This window comes from Romboutsia faecis (assembly GCF_014323405.1).
GTDB classification, from domain to species: domain Bacteria; phylum Bacillota; class Clostridia; order Peptostreptococcales; family Peptostreptococcaceae; genus Romboutsia_E; species Romboutsia_E faecis.
The window spans coordinates 261,228-279,998 of record NZ_JACRWE010000001.1 but is presented as its reverse complement, the minus strand read 5'-3'; the positions used below and the strand labels follow the sequence as shown (position 1 = coordinate 279,998).

Sequence of the window (18,771 nt, the reverse complement as noted above, 5' to 3'; positions counted from 1 at the left end):
GATGGTACATTAAATGATCATTCATTATGGTATTGCAGTATATTTGAATAAACATATGCGAGAGAATTTTTATGTTTAAAGCAAAAGAGCTGTATTAAAACAGCTCTTTTAGTAGATATTAATATTCTTCCTTTAGTTTTGTAAGTATTTCATAGTAATTATCTCAAAGAATAGGGTTTAGCATTTTACCTTATTTTTTATTGATATTAACAATAGCTATGCTAGTTTCATCATAGAGTGCTAATAAAGTATTCATATATTTGAAGATTTATCATAAGGATTATATATTAAAAAGAATAATTAGAATAAACAAAGAATAGCGTTAGGAAAAATATTTACATTATAAGAATCATAAGTTATACTAATATCAATATTTAATCAAAATTTAATGAGGTGAACAAATGAAGTTAGACTTAGATAATATATTTTACATATTAATCTATATGACATTCTTGCTATCAATAATTGGCTGTCTATCTTATTTTTGTAAAAAAAGCTTATCTCATCAAATTGAATATTTTTTAATAAAAAATATATTTCTAAATAGGTTTAGATACTCTGAAATGCTAGAACCAAGGCAGTACTTTAGTTTTCAGAAATATTATATTTGGAGGTATTGTAGCTTATTTTAAATTGAAATGATGCATTTTATAAACTAAAACGAAACTAAAAGGAGAAAATAAAATGAATTTCATTTCAAGTATGTTACAAGATTTATTAAATACATTATTCAGTTATACAGGAGATTTAGGGGTATCAATAGTGCTTATAACTTTACTAGTAAAGTTAATTTTAATGCCTCTTTCTTTAAAACAAAAGTTTGCTATGAGAAAACAGCAAGATTTGGTAGAGAATATGGAGCACATAAAAGAAAAGTATAAAAATAATACCAAAGAACTTGAAAAGCAGATACAACAACATTCGGCAGAAACTATGAAAAGTATGTTAGGATGTTCAACGCTTTTACTACAAATGCCAATAGTTTATGCACTTTATAATACATTTTTAAATATGCCTCATAATGATAGAAGTGTGCTGATTCCTTGGATTAGTAGTTTAAATGTATGTGATAATTTATTTATAATACCTTGTATATATACATTAGCAATGTTAGCGCCGAACTTAATTGGATTGATTCCTTATTTTAAGGCAAGCTCTAAGGTTGCATTTAACAAACATATGGTAATTTCTACAGCTATAATGAGCTTTATTTTGACGGCTAAGACTCCGGTAGCTATAGGGCTTTATTTTATAACTAGCAGCATTTATTCTTTTGTGGAGGATATTTGCTTTAAAATATATATAAAACAGAAAAATAAATTGAGTTTCAATTAATATATAAAAGGTCTATCCCAGTTATTGGGATAGACCTTTTATTGTGCTTATATACCATTTAATAAAATAAAAGCATATAAAAATAAAATTAATCATAATACTTAGCCTAAGGTATTTAATATAAATAGTATTAGAGAATATAATTCATAATAAGACTACCAAGAGAGGAGTTAAATTAATGATAGAAGTTGTATTAATAAGGCATGGACAAAGTTTATGGAACTTAGAAAATAGATTTACAGGATGGACTGACGTAGATTTATCAGAAAATGGATTAATTGAAGCTAGAAAGGCTGGAAAAATTTTGAAAGAACATGGATATAAATTTGATATAGCTTATACATCAGTTCTTAAAAGGTCTATAAGAACTCTATGGATAGTTCTTCATGAAATGGATCTTATGTGGATACCAGTATATAAGTGCTGGAAATTGAATGAAAGGCATTATGGAGCTTTACAAGGTTTAAATAAAGATGAAACAGCTAAAAAATATGGTGAGAAACAAGTACATGAGTGGAGAAGATCAGTAAATATAGCACCTCCACCACTAACAAAAGATGACTCTAGATACTCAGGTGGCGATATTAAATATAGCCATTTACCAAAGAATAAAATACCATTTACAGAAAGTTTAGCTGACACAGAAAAAAGGGTAATAGAAGAGTGGAATGAGGTAATAGTACCAAATTTAAAGGATAATAAAAAAGTTATAATATCTGCACATGGGAATACTTTAAGAGCCTTAGTGAAATATCTAGATAATATGGAAAGTGACGGTGTTGCAAATCTGAATATACCTACAGGAACTCCTTTAATATATGAATTAGATGATGACTTAAAACCAATTAAACATTACTATTTATCATTAGAAGGTGAAGTTCCAAAAGATGAGATTGCTAAGTATATAGAATGATATACTGATTAACTTAGCTACACTATATTATTTTAGATGCCTATCCTTTATAAAGAGATAGGCATTTTAGTTAAATTAATACAACAAGTTAAAAAATTAATTAATTTAATGATTAAAATAGATAATACTAATTTTGTCAGTTTAACGACCAGTTTTGCATAAAATATTGATTATTGTTAAAATATCTAATATATTGAATGTGAAATATAATGTAAGTCAGAGAATAAAGTATAAAAGGGGAGCAGATGAAATTAGAAGAAAAAGACAAAAAAATAATTCTAATAGGACTTGTAATAGGATTTATCACAAATATATTCATAGAAAAAATTATGGATTTAATTATTATGATAGGTATTATATATTTTACACATAAATATATAGACAAGGTTTTATATGATGAAATGATTAATGATAAAGTTGAATACATAGATAGGGATATGTATCTCAAAAAAATGAAAAGATCTTTGATTTTGATAGATATATATTTAGGTATTAAAATTTTTATTTTAATTGCATTTAGAACAGGTAGCTTTAGTAGTTTTGGGATAATCATAATATCACAACTTATATTAATCTATGCTAGAATCGTAGAAAGAAAATATATAAAGTCAGTGAATGGCGTGAAGCTTGAAAGAAAAATAAGAATTGCAAATAATAAAAAACTATTAATAGTTATATTAATGTTTTTCGTAGGGTTTACTTATAATTATTACTCTTATATAGAAAAAACTGATGAATATATAAAGTCAAATAAATATGAATATAAGTTAAGCTACAATAAAAATGGACAAAGGATAGTATATCTTAGTGGTGATGGATTCTATCAACAAGCAGTAGAAACAAAAGAAAACTCAAAACACTTTGAACAATATCTAAAGGATTCTAAGATTTTATTAAATGTTAAAATTTTAGAGGATTACTCTAAAGTTGCAATGGTATTCATGTTTGTATTAGCATTTAGTCAAATTGCATTTACAGAAAAAGATAAAAAGAATAAATCTTATCCTGTGATAGCAAGTGTATTTTTAATAGGAGCATCAATTTTTGGTTCTATAGTATTTAATACTTACTATGTTGATTTAGAGAGCCGTGTTTTTATGAATTTTGATGAGAATGGATTGGATGGAGATAATGAGATTAACAATAGATAATATTTTTAAATATAAAGAGGGATAATTGTATGAAAAAAAATAAAATTATTTGATTTAATTGAAAGGAGTTTTATTGATTTACATAAAACAAATAAAAAAATATGGATAATATTAATAACATATTACTTATATCATAGTGTATATGAATCTATATTTGATGTTAAATTAGATAGAGCTTCCTTTATCAAAAGAATTTTTAAATAATACTAAGAAACTTAGCAAAGAATTTAAATGGAAGATATTTGTGTTTAATGAATTTATTACTATAGTAGGTGCTATAATTTTAATTTTATATACTCTAAATACTTTCGTTTATGGTTATACTTGGATAGATGTGTTAAGCATGATAATTACTCTTGCCATAACAACATTTATGGTAGTATATAGTGGTATATATAATTTATTTTTATTTGATTAATCATAATACGGTTTGTGATATAGTTATTATTTTGAAAATGATATAATAATATGGAAGCTATATATCAAATCAAATGAGTGATGATATAATTCAACAATTTCTTTTTTAGTTTTAATTTTATTGGTATTTATAAATATATTTAATATAATTGAATTTACAGGAGTATCACTATAGAGGGGGAGCTAAGAATGTATCCATTAAATTTATTAATTAAACCAGCATCAGGATATTGTAATTTAAAATGCAAGTATTGTTTTTATGAGGATGTATCTGATAATAGAGAAGTACATTCTTATGGATTTATGAGCGTTAAAACTTTAGAACAAATAGTAAAGAAAGCTCTAAAGTTTGCAGAGAAAGAATGTACATTTACTTTTCAAGGTGGTGAACCAACTTTAGTAGGTATTGACTTTTATAAAAACTTAATAAAGTTTCAAAAGAAATATAATAAAAAGGAATTAATAATACATAATTCAATTCAAACTAATGGATATGTAATAGATAAAGAATGGGCGAAATTTTTACATAACAATAATTTTCTTGTAGGAATATCATTAGATGGAACTAAAGATATAAATGACATAAATAGGATAGGTGTAAATAAAGAAGGTACTTACGATAAGATACTAGAAACAATAGAGCTTTTCAATAAATATAAAGTAGAATATAATATATTGACTGTAGTAACTTCTTATGTCGCAAAAAATATAAATATCATATATAAGTTCTACAAAGAAAAGAATTTTTCATACCAACAGTATATACCATGTTTGGATCCTATAGGTGAAAAAAGGGGAGGTCATAAGTATTCAATTACTCCAAAGCTTTATGGACAGTTTTTAAAAGATTTGTTCGATTTATGGTATGAGGATATGAAAAATGGAAGATTTGTATATAATAGATATTTTGAAAATATTGTAGGTATAATTAAAGGAGTTAGGCCAGAAGCCTGTGGTATGATTGGTCATTGCACATTTCAAAATGTAATAGAGGCTGATGGAAGTATATATCCTTGTGATTTTTATGTATTAGACGAACAAAAGATAGGGAATATAATAGAAAGTGATTTTGAAGATATAGATAGAAAAATGAAGGAAAGTAATTTTATAAGATCTTCATTAAAGCTAGATGATAGTTGTATTGAATGTAAGTGGAAAAATCTATGTAGAGGTGGATGTAGAAGAGATAGAGATGAAAATATGGATGGAAATTTATCGCTAAACTATTTCTGCGAATCATATCAGAAATTTTTTGAGTATGCAATTGATAGACTAGTAAAATTTTAAAATAAGGATATAGAAGATAAAATGAAACTTAGAAATATACTAATATAATAGAACATATTACGAGTAAATATTTAAACATTTGCTTTGATGATAAAACTGAGTAAAAACTTTATTTTTACTATATTCACAATATAAAATAGGCTGTAATTATAGTTTCAAATGACATAAATTTTATTAATAATTAAATATATCCATGAAATTAGAGTAAAATAGTTATGAACTGTTTTTTTGTTTTAAGAGGACCTATTTATAGGTCCTTTTTATTAGTTAAAAATAATATAACAATAATTTCAAATAGAGGTTATATTAATATCTCTAGACTATGTATAAGAAATATAAGGCTTGATTGAAATACTAATCATTATTTCTATTAGTCTTAAATTCTAAGGTTTTTAACATTATTAATTTTATTTTGTTAATATGATAGTAATGGTAAGAGGTTTTGATGTAGTCAATATGTTAAATTGAATTACTTTGAAATATATAATATAATAAATGCAATTATATATTATAGTAGGTAATTATTAAAAATGACATGTAAGGATGTGTTGAAATGAATATGCAAAAATATGATAAAGATAATCCAAAACTTGTGAATTCTATGGTATGTGCGATAGATATATTAGGTTTTTCTCAAATGATTGTGGATTCTTGTAGGGATGGATATGGAAATAAACTACTAAAAGAAATTAACTACCTTATAAATAAGAATAAGCAATGTATAATACCAAATAAATATAGCCAAGGTAATATAAAAATATATACTGATAATATGATTGTAGGATACCCTATAAAAGGTGATGGAGAAGCTGAATTAAATGAAATATTAGACAATGTGTCAGAGTATCAATTTAATTTATCACTAGAGGGGTTGTTTGTTAGAGGTGGTGTAAGTGTAGGTGACTTTTATATGAACGAAGACATTGTATTTGGTCCAGCTCTTTTAGATGCGCATAATACGGAAAGCAAGCTTGCATGCTATCCAAGGATTATATTAGATGATAAAACTGTAAAAAGACTAAAAAAATATATAGATTATTATGAGGTCGCACCACAGTACAATAAAATACTTATAGATAGTGATGGTCAATGGTTCTTAAATTATTTAAATACTATATTTAAATATTATACAGAATGTAATAATGAATATGAATTTGAAAGAGTACAAATAGAATTACTACTTAGACATAAGAATAAAATACAAGAAATGTTATATACATACAGAAAAAATATACGAGTATGGGACAAGTATGTATGGACAGCTAACTATCATAATTATTTCTGTCACTTAAATTTCCCTGATGAAAAGCAACTACAAATACCAAGGAAGGATTTACTTTCATGGCCAAGTCAAGTTTTAAATGATGATTTTTAAAATTATATTTTATGTGATTATGAACTAAGAAAATAATCAAAGAGGCTTAAACTAATCTGCATATAGGTAGATATGTTTATGCCTCAATATATTATCTATATAAAAACACCTTTAGATTATATTTATTATCAACTGAAGAAGTAATCATACTTAGCTTCATAAATAGGTTTTGCTTTTATATTTATATGTATGACTGTACTATATTTTATGAATATGAAAGAAGAATTAATACTAAAAAATAGATTAAAAGTAGCTAGAGCTGAGAAAAATCTTTCATAAGGTGATTTAGAATATATGTTAGGAGTGTATAGTCAAACAATTAGTTCCATTGAGACAGATAAATTTAATCCTACAGCAAAATTAGTATATTGGTATGAAAAAAATCCAATAGTTTATTTATTACAGTTACTTTATTTTTATTGTGATTTTTCTAATTCTAGTACTTTTTTTATACAGTTATCATCAGCAAAATTACTTGTTCTAGTACAATCTTGGATTTCATAATCTGGTATAGTTTTAAATTCTTCATTACAAGTACCATTAGAAGTAATATACATATCACTAGACATTCTAACTATTAAACCGCTGTTTTTCAAATAAAATAAAATAGGATCGATACCACCGCCATCTCCACCAGTAGTTTCTCCAATTAATGTTGCAAAGCCAGTATCTTTACAGAATATAGAAAAAGATTCTGAAGATGAATAAACACTATTATCTACTAATAAATAAATATTTCCATCAAATTTATAATTATTATTTTTAGGTATAGTTTTATTTATTTTATAGAAACCGGAAAACATGTCAAATGTTTCTGAAGGCATATTTTCTCTAGCTTTATTTGGAAGCTTACTTATAGATTCTAGGCTTAATTCTCTTCTATTTAAATAGTTCCTTATAGTCGGACTGTTATATCTAAAAAGCATATATCCAGTAGAAGTTAAATCATTTTTTGCTAACTTAGAAACTATAGTATTCCAACAAGCATCAGAGCCACCTCTATTTCCTCTAATATCTATGACTAAAGTTTTATAATCTTCTAAAGTATCTATGTAATTTTCAATAGCAGTTAAATATTCTTTATCCTTTAACATTTCTGGTATATACATATATCCAACTTCATTATTAATAACATCTTGAAGAATTAATTTATCAACAGATGAATAATTATTAGACTGAATTTCATTTGATGAAGTAAAATCTAACTTTTCATATCTATTTACAACTACTTTTTCATCAAAAAATCCAAAATAATTACTTGTGCTATAGACATTTTTAAAATAATCGTAGCTAGGTTTATCTTTAATTAAGTGAGTATGTTTGTTGTTTAACTCATAAATAATAGATGAGAGAGATCTGATAAATTGTTCATCATTTTTAGTATTTGTAATTCGTTTTAGATAGTCACTTTTTTTAGAAAGCCAATCAATATTATTAAGTCTTTTGTTTACTTCTAAAAATGGATATCCTTCTTCAATAACTTTATAAAGGTATTGAAAATCTGATATCTTTTCACTTTTAGATAATTGATTACCTGAGGTATTAGTACAAGCAACTAACAAATATATAATTATTATTGAAAAAAGTAAAAGAAAAGATTTTTTCACTAAATTGCCTCCTTTATATACAGATTAATATTTTTATAACTAAGATAAATTGTATATATATAGATTATAAAAGTAAATTTAAATTTTAATTAATTTAGATTTAAACAATTATACTACAGTGGATGTTAAAGGATGCAACTAGAATTTTATTTATATATTTATGATTTCAATATGAGAATAGATGACTGTATTTAATAATAAATAAGGCTAAATTAGCCTTATTTATTATTGTGTTTTTTATTATTTTTAGATATAGAACTTACTAAATAATACTTAGGACAAGCAATCTTAATGATAACTAATAAAATACTATAAGTTATAAAATGTATTAATATATGAAAGCATTTGATCTCCTAGGTTTAAATAGTAATATATATATGTCAAGTAATCAGAATCAAAAAGCTTATATGCTTCTGAGTTATTATTTATAAGTGCATTTAACAATGATAATTGCTGATTTAAACTCATTTGATAAGCATTTAATAGAATGTTAATTTGTTCTGCAAATAATAAATCTGGTTGAGAATTACTATATTTTTTTTCAAAATTTGCTATGGAATTTTTTATTGATGAAAGTTCAGTTAAATAGAAATTTATTTGTTTTTTTATTTCAGCTGAATTTTCACTTGCTGTAGCTGTGCTTATATTGATAGTACTAATATTTGATCTTACAGATCCTATTTCATCTAGATATTTTACTAATTCATCTTTTCCCTTGATATCTTGAAGCATTGGAGGAACTAATACTTCGGATTGTTGGGCAAAACATGTATAAGTACTTGTCATTATAAATGAAATTAATAATAGAACTATTAGTATACATTTATTTTTCATTTTTATATTCCTTTCTAATTCGAAAATTTAAATATAGTTTATACCTATATTGCGAACTCTATTCAATTATAATATGTATCTTTATAGTATTTTATATTAGGTTATTTAATTGAAAGTTTTGATACAAAATGTATTAAGCATTGCCCTATGATATGTATATATTTAGAAGATAATAATGCGATTATTGATATATTAAAATGTATTAAGTGTGGACATTGTATTGCAATATGCCAATAATTAAATATAGGTGATAAAATGAATTATTGGGATGAGTTATATAGTAAGGCTAAAGAAGTCTAAAATAATGGGTGAATTTTTTATTTTATATATGGAGATTAGGTCTTTTATGATATTAGTACTTACAACAAGAATTATGATGGAGTAAATTTATAATTGTATTTTAGATCTTTCATAAAACGATAGGGTACATTTTTTGCTTAGATACTTTTCTTCTATCACATTAAGTGATTTTGTAATTTATTTGACATATTTTTAGTAAAGCAATATGGTAAAATTTGTATAATAGGGAATTTAAATGTATAAAAATAAGCAAATTATAGAAATAGTTAATTATTAAAACTATAATACATGGGGGATACGAATGAATTCAAAGAAGAGTAAAATCATAATAGGGTTAGTTCTTTTTATATTAATAGGATTGGTATTAATAAAGTGTACAGGTTTTCAATATTCAGGTGTTGATACCATAGCATTACTAGTAACAGATGATAATTATAAAAAGAATCTATATATAAGTAGAGCTAATGATCTTTATAAAGGGATGGGGATGAATTATAAAATTAACAATTTAGAAAAAGGTATATATGAGGTAAAAATTACTGCTAAAGAATATGAATATGGAAAACTTAAAAAAGAGTATGATTTATAAGAGGAAACTGTAAATTATAAAGCAAAAGCAGTTGCATTAAAAGTCGGTATTAATTATGGTGATGGAAGTAATAATTCAACTTTTATTCAGACTTTAATTAAAGATACTTATTCAGATGAAATGGAGATAGGATTTTTTGATAATGTTGATAACGGAATTACCCTTTCAATAATTGAGAAAGATAAAAAATTTGAATTAGATAAAGAACTTGCTATTGCTGCATATAGCAAAGGTAGTGAAGAATATGCTATAGAAGAAATAGATATTTATGATGATTATAAAGTCAGTGAAAATAATGATAGTGATTTAATTATATTTTTAGAACTACACAAAGTAGACTAGATATAAAACAATATAAAATAGTAATTGAGAGGATAAAAAATGAGTATATCAGCTATTATCAATATTGCAAAAGAATATCTTTTATTAGGAATTATAGTAGTTGTTTTAGCATCTATTATATTTTCAATTGGATATTTAGTTGTATATAGACGATTATTAAAAGGTACAAAAGATTAAAAGTAAGTAAAGTAGCATTGTGGAGTATATTTTTAATATATATAATTGTAGTGTTGGGAGCAACACTTGGAACTAGAAGCTCAAGTTATGTAGGAAATATTAATTTAAATTTGTTTAGTTCTTATATAGAAGCATGTAATAGTTTTTCTAAAGTAGAATGGAGAAATATAATTTTAAATATACTGATGTTTGTGCCATTAGGGATACTATTACCTCTAATTTCTAGACAATGTCTCAAATTTGGGGTAACTTACCTTTTAGGGTTCTTATCTACTATATTTTTAGAACTGATACAACTTGCAACTGGAAGAGGGATATTTGAACTTGACGATATTTTCAATAATACGTTAGGTTGTGTTATAGGGTATGGAATTATTATGTTTTTCATATTAACTTTTACTGATAGGAAAAAGCAGGTAAGGGATAAAAACTTAATTATTATAGGACTTCAAATGCCACTGTGTGTTTCTATTGTATATTTTAGTATTACGTTTATAAATTACTCTAAGCAAGAATTAGGTAATTTAAGTATTAATTATACACATCGTCAAGATATGTCAGATATGAATATAAGTACAAAAATGAACTTTAATAATAAAGAAGGGAAAGCATATGTTTATAAGGCGGCAGTTGCTTCTGATGAAGAATCATTAGAGTTAGCAAATGGGATCTTTAGTACTGTAAATACAAAAGTAGATGAATCTAAAAATGATGTTTATGATGATACAACAATATATCATTCATCAGAGGGAAATTATTCACTTTGGGTATATTCTACCGGACTTAGAACATGGTATTCAAATTTTGATGAAATGAGTGATTCAAATAAAGAAGGACTAGATTATCAAGAGGTAAAAGATTTATTAAAAGACTTTAATATTAATTTGCCAGAAAAAGCTGATTTTGTGGATAATGGTGGTGGAGATTATACTATATCATTGGATATGGCTGAATTAGATGGAATTTATCTTGATGGAGAATTATCATGTACTATTAATGATAAAGGTATAATATCAGATTTTAGAAATCATATTATCTCATATAAGAAATATAAAGAATACGAGATTATATCTGAAAAAGAAGCCTATGATAAACTTTTAAATGGTGAGTTTAGAGATGACTTTATTGAAAAAAATTCTGAAATAGAAATAAAAAATATTAAATTGAGTTATGTAATAGATAGTAAAGGATTTTACCAACCAGTATATAAGTTTACTGTAGAAGGTTTAAGTAGAGGTAAAAGCATATTAATAGCAGCATTAAAGTAAAATTTGTAATTTATGTTGACTCTGATTATAGTATTTAGATAATTGTTAGACTAAAAAATGATTAGGGTATTATTATTTTAAGTAAGTTAGGAATACTAATGAAATTAGTTATTTTATTATTATACATAGTTTAAGGAAGACAATATAAATGACATACTTTATTATTGAAGGCATATTAAAAAATTCAAACTCAATTGATGAAAGTACCATGAAAGAGCATATGGATTATACTCAAAAGGCAATGGATGAAGGATTAATATTGATGTCTGGGATTAAAACAAATATGAGTGGTGGAGTATTTATAATGAAAGAAGAGTCTATTGAAAAAGTATATGAGTATTTAGTTTCGGAGCCATGTAAGCTTTCAGGTATTCAGGATTATAATGTTATAGAGTTTTCACCTCATTATTTTAATCAATCACCTAGTGAATGGTTTGGTAGTTAATTTAAAATAAGAGGATGATAATTTATATATAGTAGACTTAGGTAATTTTTCAACAGAAAAGTTAAATTCAAAATATCCAGTATATGATGCAGTTTATATAAGTCATATGCCTATGAAACAAGTTAGCGATGATTCGTGGGAGAGCAAAAAAACAGATATATATTTAATTAACTATAACATAGAAGAAATTTCTGATGAAGATTTGTATTAGTAAGAAACTTTGAACTATAGAAAGTAACAAGTTATAATACTTTTATAAGAAGTAAGAAATCATAACTGAGGGGGATAAAATATGAAGGAATATATAAATTTACTAATGGGTCTAACTGCAGGATTAGTACTAACATTTTTAAATAATAGCACTGTACATGAGAGTTTAAATATCATATTTACTTTTTTCGATCCAACCAATCTAGAGTATATTTTTATATCTGGGTTTATATCAAAGCTTATAATAATATTGTCTTTTACTGGAATATTTATTACAATTACATATTCATGTTTAATGCTAATAAAATCATTAAAATATTGTTTAAAAAAATAATCATGATTTCATTGAATTAAAAATTACTTAATATTGAAGTTAATAAAATGGTGTATACAATAAATTCGTAATAGAAGACTTGTTATTATCTACATACATTAATCTTATAAATTTTTTATTGTTATGAGTAGTATCCGATATTGTTAATTTTTCGTTATTATTTTAAATGTATTAAATGTATAATGGATAGTTTCATATTAACTTGATTTTACTATTATAAATATGCTTAACCTAAATTTAATTCTAAATTAATTTTTTATTTATAGAAAATTAGGATAAAAAAATAATAAATGGATAAAATAACTAAAAATAAGAATAAGAGGAGATGACTACATGGAAATAATTTATAATATAGCGGTAATACTAGTTATCATAGGTGCAATAAACTGGGGTCTAGTGGCAATCAGTGGATTTGATTTAGTGGCAGCTTTATTTGCAGGTGGAGGTTCATTTGGGAATATAAGTACACTTAGTAGAATAATATATGGATTAGTTGGAATTTCTGCGATCTACCTTATAGTACAGTATTATATGTTATGATTTTATATGTTCGATTATAAATTATTCAAAACGCATAAAAATATGTAGCAATACCATAAAAGATTAAATTAAAAATAAAACCTTTAAAAAGCTGATTTCTAGATAATATTGAAACCAGCTTTTTTAGTTTTACGTAAATTATATTTAAAGAGTGTGAAAAATAATAGTTTTTGCCATTTTTATTTCTGGATGTAATAAATCTAGAGCAAATATTAAATAATATATTAATAGCGTAGATAGAATGGATTATTATGCAAAAAGTTTTATGTCTATTACTGAAGATTTACAGGAATATGAGGATATATTATATAAATATGATAGGACATCGAAGGTATTATTTAGCTTGTATTCGATGACTCTTATTGTTGAGCATGATATTGAAACATAAAAAAGAAAAATTAGTGAATAACTACACATTTTTAAATGAGAAAATTGCTACTAATGAAGGTATATATTATTCTAGAATATAATTTTTTAATAAATAGCTATAGTTTTAAAGCTTGTCCAGGATTTGAGTGGAGCTATCTCCTTAAATCTATAACGTAATCTTTTACATCAACTATATTTTTTTCATTAGTGATTTACACTCATATTATATCATCCTAATAATATTAATATATTTTAAAGAACTATACCATTTAGATATAGTTCTTTAAGTGAAATCAACTATTATAAAAATTAAATTTTAAATAATTAATTTAATTATTTATTACATGTGGTAGTAAATTCCACCACCTGGTCCTAGTGGTATATTAAATATCATAAATATAACTAATAGTATTATCCATGCTAAACCAAATATTAACGAGTAAGGCATCATACTTGCCATTATAGTACCAATACCCATATTCTTATCATATTTTTTAGCAAAGGCTAATAAAACAGGGAAATAAGTGAATATTGGACTTAGTGGATTTGTTATAGAATCACCTATACGGTAAGCCATTTGAGTTAAAGCTGGATCGTATCCTAATAATAAGAACATAGGAACAAATATTGGAGCCATAACTGCCCATTTTGCTGAACAACTTCCAACAAATAAATTTATAAATGCAGCGAATATAACAAAAGCTACTAATAATCCAGGCCCTGTAAGCCCTATATCTTTTAACCATTCGGCACCTTTTATTGATAAAAGAGAACTCATATTAGAAGAATTGAATAGAGCTAAAAATTGACCAGCAGCAAATGCTAATACTATATAAGAGCCCATACCAGCCATTGAATCATATAAAATAGAGGCTACATCTTTATCATTTTTAATCTTTTTAGTTATAATACCATAAGTTAATCCAGGTACAAAGAATAACATTGTGATTATTGGAACCATACCTGTCATAAGAGGAGCACTAGCATCTAATAAAGAACCAGTTTCGTTGTCTTTCATAAAAGCATCAGGTCCTATACATAAAGCAACAAGTACTATTACACAAATTAAAAACCCTAAACCAGCATATTTAATAGCTTTTTTCTCAAGTGGAGTAACTTCTGAAGTTTCTTCTCTACCTATAGATATATAATTACTTCCTTCAAAACGAGGAGCTAAATACTTCTCTGTAATAAATGTACCAAGGGCTGTTAAAATAAATGTAGATGCTATTAAGAAGTACCAATTCATAGCAGGTGTTCCTACATAGTTTGGATCAACTATTTGTGCTGCTGGGATAGTAAATCCTGATACAAGAACATCTAACATATTTATCATCAAGTTAGAAGAGAAGCCTGCTGCAACACCAGCATATCCAGCGAATAATCCAACAAGTGGATGTCTACCTACTCCTAAAAATACTAAAGCAGCTAGAGGTGGTAGTACAACGAAACCTGCATCAGCAACGGCATTTGCTAATATACCAACAAATATTATAGTTGCAGTTAATAATCGTTTTGGAACTTTTGTAACTGTACTTTTCATTACGGTTTCCATAAGACCAGATTTTTCAGCTAAGCCAGCACCTAACATAGTAACAAGTACTAGGCCAAGTGGGGCAAAGCTGGTAAAGTTTGTGACTATATTTCCTAAGAATAATTGCAATTGTTCCTTACTTAATAAATTAACACCTGAAATAACTAAGTTTTTACCAGTTGCTTCATCGATTTGACCAGGATGAACTGCTGTAATACCTGATTTTGAAACAATATAAGATAATATTAAAACAACAAACCATAAAATTACGAAAATTGTTACAGGATCTGGAAGTTTATTACCAACGCGCTCAACAACATTTAAGAAACGCATTAATAAACCTTGTTTTTCTTTTTTATATGACTTTGAATTACCCAATCTAATCCCCCTTTTATTAATTTATAAATATTTTATTTGTATATTGAATTGAAATTTATATAAATTATAAATTTCAATTCACTTGAATAACTTATTATACTTGTAACTTTAAATAAAAATTACAATTTATCTAACTAAAGTCTAGCTTAAATAGTCTAAAGATACTTGGCATAGGCTTTTACATAATACTTTCATATTCTTATCATCCCAAGCAAATTTTGAGTTATGATGAAGAATAGGATTGTTTTCATCCTATACAATTCCTACAAATACAAATATTAGTAAGTGTATCTGCCGCTAATTTAGAAGTTTTAAATTCTGCATATCCAATTTCAGGATTTCTATGTAGCTTATGTCTAATATCAACGATATTAGAATAATACTTTTTACATAGGTCGTTAATTTTATTTATCATGATATACCTTCTTTTTTCTGAGTATCAAAATGATAAAATGTATTTTTCTATAATAGTGGCATTGAACATTAATAAAAACTTAAAAAATGAATTTTCTGTCAATTGATTAGGAACATTAAAAATGATAAATTAAAAAAGATTCATATATAGAGAGATGATTAAATTGAATAGCGGATTTTAATAGGTCCTTATTCGTATTTATAAATAATATTATTATATTAATAAGTATATAACTTGTGAATGATAATTTAACAATTATGCAAATATTAGCATATGACTACTATAGATTATGACTAAAAAAATAATGAGAAAACACAAATTAAAGAGATTAGAAGTATAAATAAAAAATTGGTAAATATAAAGGCTGAGTGTATAATTATGATGTATTAAGAAAATTAAAGATATAAAGGAGGATCAAGATATACTAGTCTTAGACGAACCATTTAATGCCCTAGATTATAAAACTTATGAAGATATAAAAAATATAATAAAATCTTTGAAAGATGAAGGTAGAACTATATTATTAACAAGTCATAACTTTGATGATATAGAGCAGATTTGTGATAGTATTTATTTAATTGAAGAAGGAAAGCTAAATCTTGTAACTCCAGAAATTATTAATAGATATAGAAGAAGATGATTAGGATAGTAGTTTACAAATGGAGAGAATATTAAATTCTCTCCATATATATTATAATTCTTTATTATATTTGTTTATAAGTATTATCCAGATAATTGATTTTGATAAGAACACTCCTAAAAGAAGGAATACTAGCCACAATGGATATCCCATTATAATACAAATATATGCAACTAATAAAACTAGCCAGTTAGAGATATCACCAGCCTTAGCATTAGCTTTATCTCTTATAAGTTCATTTCTTTCATCTTTAAATTCAATTTCAATTTGTTTAAATTTTCCAGGTGTTTTTTCAATGCGATTAATTTTATATAAATTACCTAAACCACCACCAATAAATCCAAATCCTAAAGCAAAAACTAGTGAAGTTGCTCTTGATATTATATCTCCCTTATCAATGAAAATTGATGCTAATAATCCGATGACTGCTAATACTATCCCAGATAGTATGAAAATTAAACTTCTTTTCTTATTTAACATATTCTAATCCTCCTCGTATATAAATATTTCTTCAATTGACATATTAAAATATCGTGCAATTTTAAAAGCAAGAATAATCGAAGGGTTATATCTTCCTTTTTCTAAAGAACTAATTGTTTGTCTAGAAACTTCTAATACAGCGGCTAGTTCCTCTTGAGTAATTTGTTTTTCTTTTCTAATTTCTTCTAACCTATTGTTCATATACAGAGACTCCTTAATAATTATATGGAAAGTTAACTTTACATAACTAATAATAACATATTCTGGAATGATGTCAAGTCAACTTTACATATTATGTTTTATATAGAAGAATATTTTTAATTGTTATTTGTTATATATTTTGAAATCATAACTTATTTTATAAATCCAGTCTGTTATTTTCACCCCATTTACATATTTCTTCTAAAATAGGAATTAATGATAAACCTCTTTTTGAAAGTGAGTATTCAACCTTGGGAGGAATTTGAGGATATTCTTTTCGTATAATGATACCATCTCTTTCTAATTCTTTTAGTTGATTATTAAGAATCTTATCAGTTATTGAACCAATACATCTTTTAAGTTCTCCATAACGTAATACACCATATTCTACCAACCAAAACATTATAATCATTTTCCACTTTCCACCTATGATTGAAAGAGTGTATCCAAAGGGGGTAGATTTTATATTAGTCAAATCAGATTTATCAAAGTATTTCATGCTCATTTCATCACCATCCTAAGGCAAAAGTACTATCCTAAATGTTAGTATTTTACCTAAAAGTAAATACTTGTGTAAGTATAAAATAGCACATATACTTATATAAATAAAGGTTAAAAATTGTGAGGAGATGAATTATATGAAAAAATGCAAAATAGAAGTATTAAAAACAACATTACACAAAGATTTAGCAGATGAGTATGGATGTGAAGGTATTGGAAAGTGCCCAATGCATGAAGTAGGAGATGTATTTTGGGGAGATTATGCTAAGCCTAAAGGGTTATGTGATGAAGCATGGAAATCAATGTATCAGTATGTATTTGCTTTAGCTCATAGTAGTGAGAAGTTTTATTATGGAGATTGGATAGATAAAGAAGGAGTAGCTATATGCTCATGTAATGATGGTATACGACCTGTTATTTTTAAAATTGAAAGAACGGATGAAGAATCAAAAATAAATTATACTCCTATTAGATAAACTATAAGCAATATTCTATAAAAAGTAGAGTTATTTTACTTAACTATTTTTATGTTTACATTATTATATTCATTTGCTAATATTAAACTATAATATAACATTAAGAGGAGATATAAATGAATACAAAAGATATAGTACTTATAGGATTACTTGCCGCACTTTTGAAATCTTCTCAAGCTATACTAAGTTTCTTGCCCAATATAGAGATAGTAAGCCTACTAATACTCATATTTTCAATAAGGCTAGGAGCCAAAAAAACGATTTATATAACAGTGGTATTCTCAACACTAAATATCATGCTTTGGGGATTTAGTCCTGCTACTATTGGATATTTTTTTGTATGGAGTGGATATAGTGTAGTTTGTAGTATTTGTGGAAAATTTTTAAATAAAGACATAAAAGTAGCTATATTTCTAGGTTTATTTGGGATTATATTTGGAGCATTATTTGCACTTATATACTTACCTATGGGATATGCCTATGTACTAACTTATTGGATAAATGGTTTAACATTTGATATTATACATACAGTATCTAATTTTATTATAGGTCTTTGGGCATTTACACCAGTATTAAATGGATTTGATAGAGCTATGAAAATTATTTATAGAAAAAATATTGCAGGAAATAAATTAGAGGGGATAAGGTAGAAC

Annotated in this window: 23 protein-coding genes; 16 read left to right on the top strand and 7 right to left on the bottom strand. The window is 25.4% G+C overall.

Annotation, left to right across the window (positions count from 1 at the left end; genetic code table 11):
- Window positions 1-684: 684 nt before the first annotated feature.
- From H8923_RS01315 to H8923_RS01290, 6 genes are all read left to right on the top strand, one after another.
- On the top strand, window positions 685-1,335 hold the full coding sequence (locus tag H8923_RS01315) for a YidC/Oxa1 family membrane protein insertase (RefSeq protein WP_153971408.1): 651 nt from the start codon (window positions 685-687) through the stop codon (window positions 1,333-1,335).
- A 178-nt stretch (window positions 1,336-1,513) separates the two neighbouring features.
- Window positions 1,514-2,248, top strand: a complete 735-nt coding sequence (gene gpmA / locus H8923_RS01310; RefSeq protein WP_153971409.1) for a 2,3-diphosphoglycerate-dependent phosphoglycerate mutase — start codon at window positions 1,514-1,516, stop codon at window positions 2,246-2,248.
- 245 nt (window positions 2,249-2,493) lie between these two features.
- Window positions 2,494-3,399 carry a hypothetical protein gene (locus tag H8923_RS01305; RefSeq protein ID WP_153971410.1) on the top strand — a complete coding sequence of 302 codons (906 nt, stop codon included), beginning with the start codon at window positions 2,494-2,496 and terminating at the stop codon, window positions 3,397-3,399.
- A gap of 244 nt (window positions 3,400-3,643) precedes the next feature.
- Window positions 3,644-3,817 carry a hypothetical protein gene (locus H8923_RS01300; protein ID WP_153971411.1) on the top strand — a complete coding sequence of 58 codons (174 nt, stop codon included), beginning with the start codon at window positions 3,644-3,646 and terminating at the stop codon, window positions 3,815-3,817.
- Between the two features lie 188 nt (window positions 3,818-4,005).
- Window positions 4,006-5,103, top strand: a complete 1,098-nt coding sequence (locus H8923_RS01295; protein WP_153971412.1) for an anaerobic sulfatase maturase — start codon at window positions 4,006-4,008, stop codon at window positions 5,101-5,103.
- A 553-nt stretch (window positions 5,104-5,656) separates the two neighbouring features.
- Window positions 5,657-6,478: a hypothetical protein gene (locus H8923_RS01290; protein ID WP_153971413.1), complete on the top strand. Its 822-nt coding sequence runs from the start codon at window positions 5,657-5,659 to the stop codon at window positions 6,476-6,478.
- Window positions 6,479-6,894: 416 nt separating this feature from the next.
- On the opposite strand, the gene H8923_RS01285 is transcribed toward H8923_RS01290, so the two are convergent.
- Window positions 6,895-8,085 (bottom strand): S41 family peptidase, encoded by a 1,191-nt coding sequence (locus tag H8923_RS01285; protein WP_187127800.1) that lies wholly within the window; start codon window positions 8,083-8,085, stop codon window positions 6,895-6,897.
- A gap of 309 nt (window positions 8,086-8,394) precedes the next feature.
- A complete protein-coding gene (locus H8923_RS01280; RefSeq protein WP_153971414.1) occupies window positions 8,395-8,919 on the bottom strand; it encodes a hypothetical protein in 525 nt (174 codons plus the stop codon).
- Window positions 8,920-9,012: 93 nt separating this feature from the next.
- Here H8923_RS01280 and H8923_RS17805 point away from each other — a divergent pair, with 93 nt between their 5' ends.
- The 8 genes from H8923_RS17805 (at window position 9,013) to H8923_RS01245 (ending at window position 13,124) form a co-directional block, all read left to right on the top strand.
- Entirely contained in the window at window positions 9,013-9,156 is a 144-nt protein-coding gene (locus H8923_RS17805) for a 4Fe-4S dicluster domain-containing protein (protein WP_408639056.1), read from the top strand.
- A gap of 364 nt (window positions 9,157-9,520) precedes the next feature.
- Window positions 9,521-9,808, top strand: a complete 288-nt coding sequence (locus tag H8923_RS01275) for a hypothetical protein (RefSeq protein ID WP_153971415.1) — start codon at window positions 9,521-9,523, stop codon at window positions 9,806-9,808.
- Between the two features lie 120 nt (window positions 9,809-9,928).
- A complete protein-coding gene (locus H8923_RS01270; RefSeq protein WP_153971416.1) occupies window positions 9,929-10,150 on the top strand; it encodes a hypothetical protein in 222 nt (73 codons plus the stop codon).
- A 39-nt stretch (window positions 10,151-10,189) separates the two neighbouring features.
- Window positions 10,190-10,327 (top strand): hypothetical protein, encoded by a 138-nt coding sequence (locus H8923_RS01265; RefSeq protein ID WP_153971417.1) that lies wholly within the window; start codon window positions 10,190-10,192, stop codon window positions 10,325-10,327.
- Window positions 10,328-10,344: 17 nt separating this feature from the next.
- Window positions 10,345-11,595: a VanZ family protein gene (locus H8923_RS01260; protein WP_153971418.1), complete on the top strand. Its 1,251-nt coding sequence runs from the start codon at window positions 10,345-10,347 to the stop codon at window positions 11,593-11,595.
- A gap of 148 nt (window positions 11,596-11,743) precedes the next feature.
- Window positions 11,744-12,040 carry a YciI family protein gene (locus H8923_RS01255; protein ID WP_153971419.1) on the top strand — a complete coding sequence of 99 codons (297 nt, stop codon included), beginning with the start codon at window positions 11,744-11,746 and terminating at the stop codon, window positions 12,038-12,040.
- A 292-nt stretch (window positions 12,041-12,332) separates the two neighbouring features.
- A complete protein-coding gene (locus tag H8923_RS01250) occupies window positions 12,333-12,584 on the top strand; it encodes a hypothetical protein (RefSeq protein ID WP_153971420.1) in 252 nt (83 codons plus the stop codon).
- Window positions 12,585-12,917: 333 nt separating this feature from the next.
- A complete protein-coding gene (locus tag H8923_RS01245) occupies window positions 12,918-13,124 on the top strand; it encodes a DUF378 domain-containing protein (protein ID WP_153971421.1) in 207 nt (68 codons plus the stop codon).
- Window positions 13,125-13,833: 709 nt separating this feature from the next.
- Here H8923_RS01245 and H8923_RS01240 read toward each other — a convergent pair.
- The 5 genes from H8923_RS01240 to H8923_RS01220 form a co-directional block, all read right to left on the bottom strand.
- Window positions 13,834-15,405: an AbgT family transporter gene (locus tag H8923_RS01240; protein ID WP_153971422.1), complete on the bottom strand. Its 1,572-nt coding sequence runs from the start codon at window positions 15,403-15,405 to the stop codon at window positions 13,834-13,836.
- Between the two features lie 247 nt (window positions 15,406-15,652).
- Window positions 15,653-15,820: a hypothetical protein gene (locus H8923_RS01235; RefSeq protein ID WP_187127799.1), complete on the bottom strand. Its 168-nt coding sequence runs from the start codon at window positions 15,818-15,820 to the stop codon at window positions 15,653-15,655.
- Window positions 15,821-16,511: 691 nt separating this feature from the next.
- Window positions 16,512-16,940, bottom strand: coding sequence for a hypothetical protein (locus H8923_RS01230; RefSeq protein ID WP_153971424.1), 429 nt, complete (start codon window positions 16,938-16,940; stop codon window positions 16,512-16,514).
- A gap of 3 nt (window positions 16,941-16,943) precedes the next feature.
- On the bottom strand, window positions 16,944-17,141 hold the full coding sequence (locus H8923_RS01225) for a helix-turn-helix transcriptional regulator (protein ID WP_153971425.1): 198 nt from the start codon (window positions 17,139-17,141) through the stop codon (window positions 16,944-16,946).
- A 157-nt stretch (window positions 17,142-17,298) separates the two neighbouring features.
- Window positions 17,299-17,646: a winged helix-turn-helix transcriptional regulator gene (locus tag H8923_RS01220; RefSeq protein ID WP_153971426.1), complete on the bottom strand. Its 348-nt coding sequence runs from the start codon at window positions 17,644-17,646 to the stop codon at window positions 17,299-17,301.
- Between the two features lie 133 nt (window positions 17,647-17,779).
- Between H8923_RS01220 and H8923_RS01215 the strand changes: the two genes are divergently transcribed.
- Window positions 17,780-18,118 (top strand): TIGR04076 family protein, encoded by a 339-nt coding sequence (locus H8923_RS01215; RefSeq protein ID WP_153971427.1) that lies wholly within the window; start codon window positions 17,780-17,782, stop codon window positions 18,116-18,118.
- A 116-nt stretch (window positions 18,119-18,234) separates the two neighbouring features.
- Window positions 18,235-18,768: a hypothetical protein gene (locus H8923_RS01210; RefSeq protein WP_153971428.1), complete on the top strand. Its 534-nt coding sequence runs from the start codon at window positions 18,235-18,237 to the stop codon at window positions 18,766-18,768.
- Window positions 18,769-18,771 lie beyond the last annotated feature (3 nt).

Bases quoted from the DNA above. Each gene is read 5' to 3' on its own strand.
- H8923_RS01315 (WP_153971408.1), top strand. From the start codon at position 685: ATGAATTTCATTTCAAGTATGTTACAAGATTTATTAAATACATTATTC.
- gpmA (WP_153971409.1), top strand. From the start codon at position 1,514: ATGATAGAAGTTGTATTAATAAGGCATGGACAAAGTTTATGGAACTTA.
- H8923_RS01305 (WP_153971410.1), top strand. From the start codon at position 2,494: ATGAAATTAGAAGAAAAAGACAAAAAAATAATTCTAATAGGACTTGTA.
- H8923_RS01295 (WP_153971412.1), top strand. From the start codon at position 4,006: ATGTATCCATTAAATTTATTAATTAAACCAGCATCAGGATATTGTAAT.
- H8923_RS01290 (WP_153971413.1), top strand. From the start codon at position 5,657: ATGAATATGCAAAAATATGATAAAGATAATCCAAAACTTGTGAATTCT.
- H8923_RS01280 (WP_153971414.1), bottom strand. From the start codon at position 8,919: ATGAAAAATAAATGTATACTAATAGTTCTATTATTAATTTCATTTATA.
- H8923_RS01275 (WP_153971415.1), top strand. From the start codon at position 9,521: ATGAATTCAAAGAAGAGTAAAATCATAATAGGGTTAGTTCTTTTTATA.
- H8923_RS01270 (WP_153971416.1), top strand. From the start codon at position 9,929: ATGGAGATAGGATTTTTTGATAATGTTGATAACGGAATTACCCTTTCA.
- H8923_RS01265 (WP_153971417.1), top strand. From the start codon at position 10,190: ATGAGTATATCAGCTATTATCAATATTGCAAAAGAATATCTTTTATTA.
- H8923_RS01255 (WP_153971419.1), top strand. From the start codon at position 11,744: ATGACATACTTTATTATTGAAGGCATATTAAAAAATTCAAACTCAATT.
- H8923_RS01250 (WP_153971420.1), top strand. From the start codon at position 12,333: ATGAAGGAATATATAAATTTACTAATGGGTCTAACTGCAGGATTAGTA.
- H8923_RS01245 (WP_153971421.1), top strand. From the start codon at position 12,918: ATGGAAATAATTTATAATATAGCGGTAATACTAGTTATCATAGGTGCA.
- H8923_RS01235 (WP_187127799.1), bottom strand. From the start codon at position 15,820: ATGATAAATAAAATTAACGACCTATGTAAAAAGTATTATTCTAATATC.
- H8923_RS01230 (WP_153971424.1), bottom strand. From the start codon at position 16,940: ATGTTAAATAAGAAAAGAAGTTTAATTTTCATACTATCTGGGATAGTA.
- H8923_RS01225 (WP_153971425.1), bottom strand. From the start codon at position 17,141: ATGAACAATAGGTTAGAAGAAATTAGAAAAGAAAAACAAATTACTCAA.
- H8923_RS01220 (WP_153971426.1), bottom strand. From the start codon at position 17,646: ATGAGCATGAAATACTTTGATAAATCTGATTTGACTAATATAAAATCT.
- H8923_RS01215 (WP_153971427.1), top strand. From the start codon at position 17,780: ATGAAAAAATGCAAAATAGAAGTATTAAAAACAACATTACACAAAGAT.
- H8923_RS01210 (WP_153971428.1), top strand. From the start codon at position 18,235: ATGAATACAAAAGATATAGTACTTATAGGATTACTTGCCGCACTTTTG.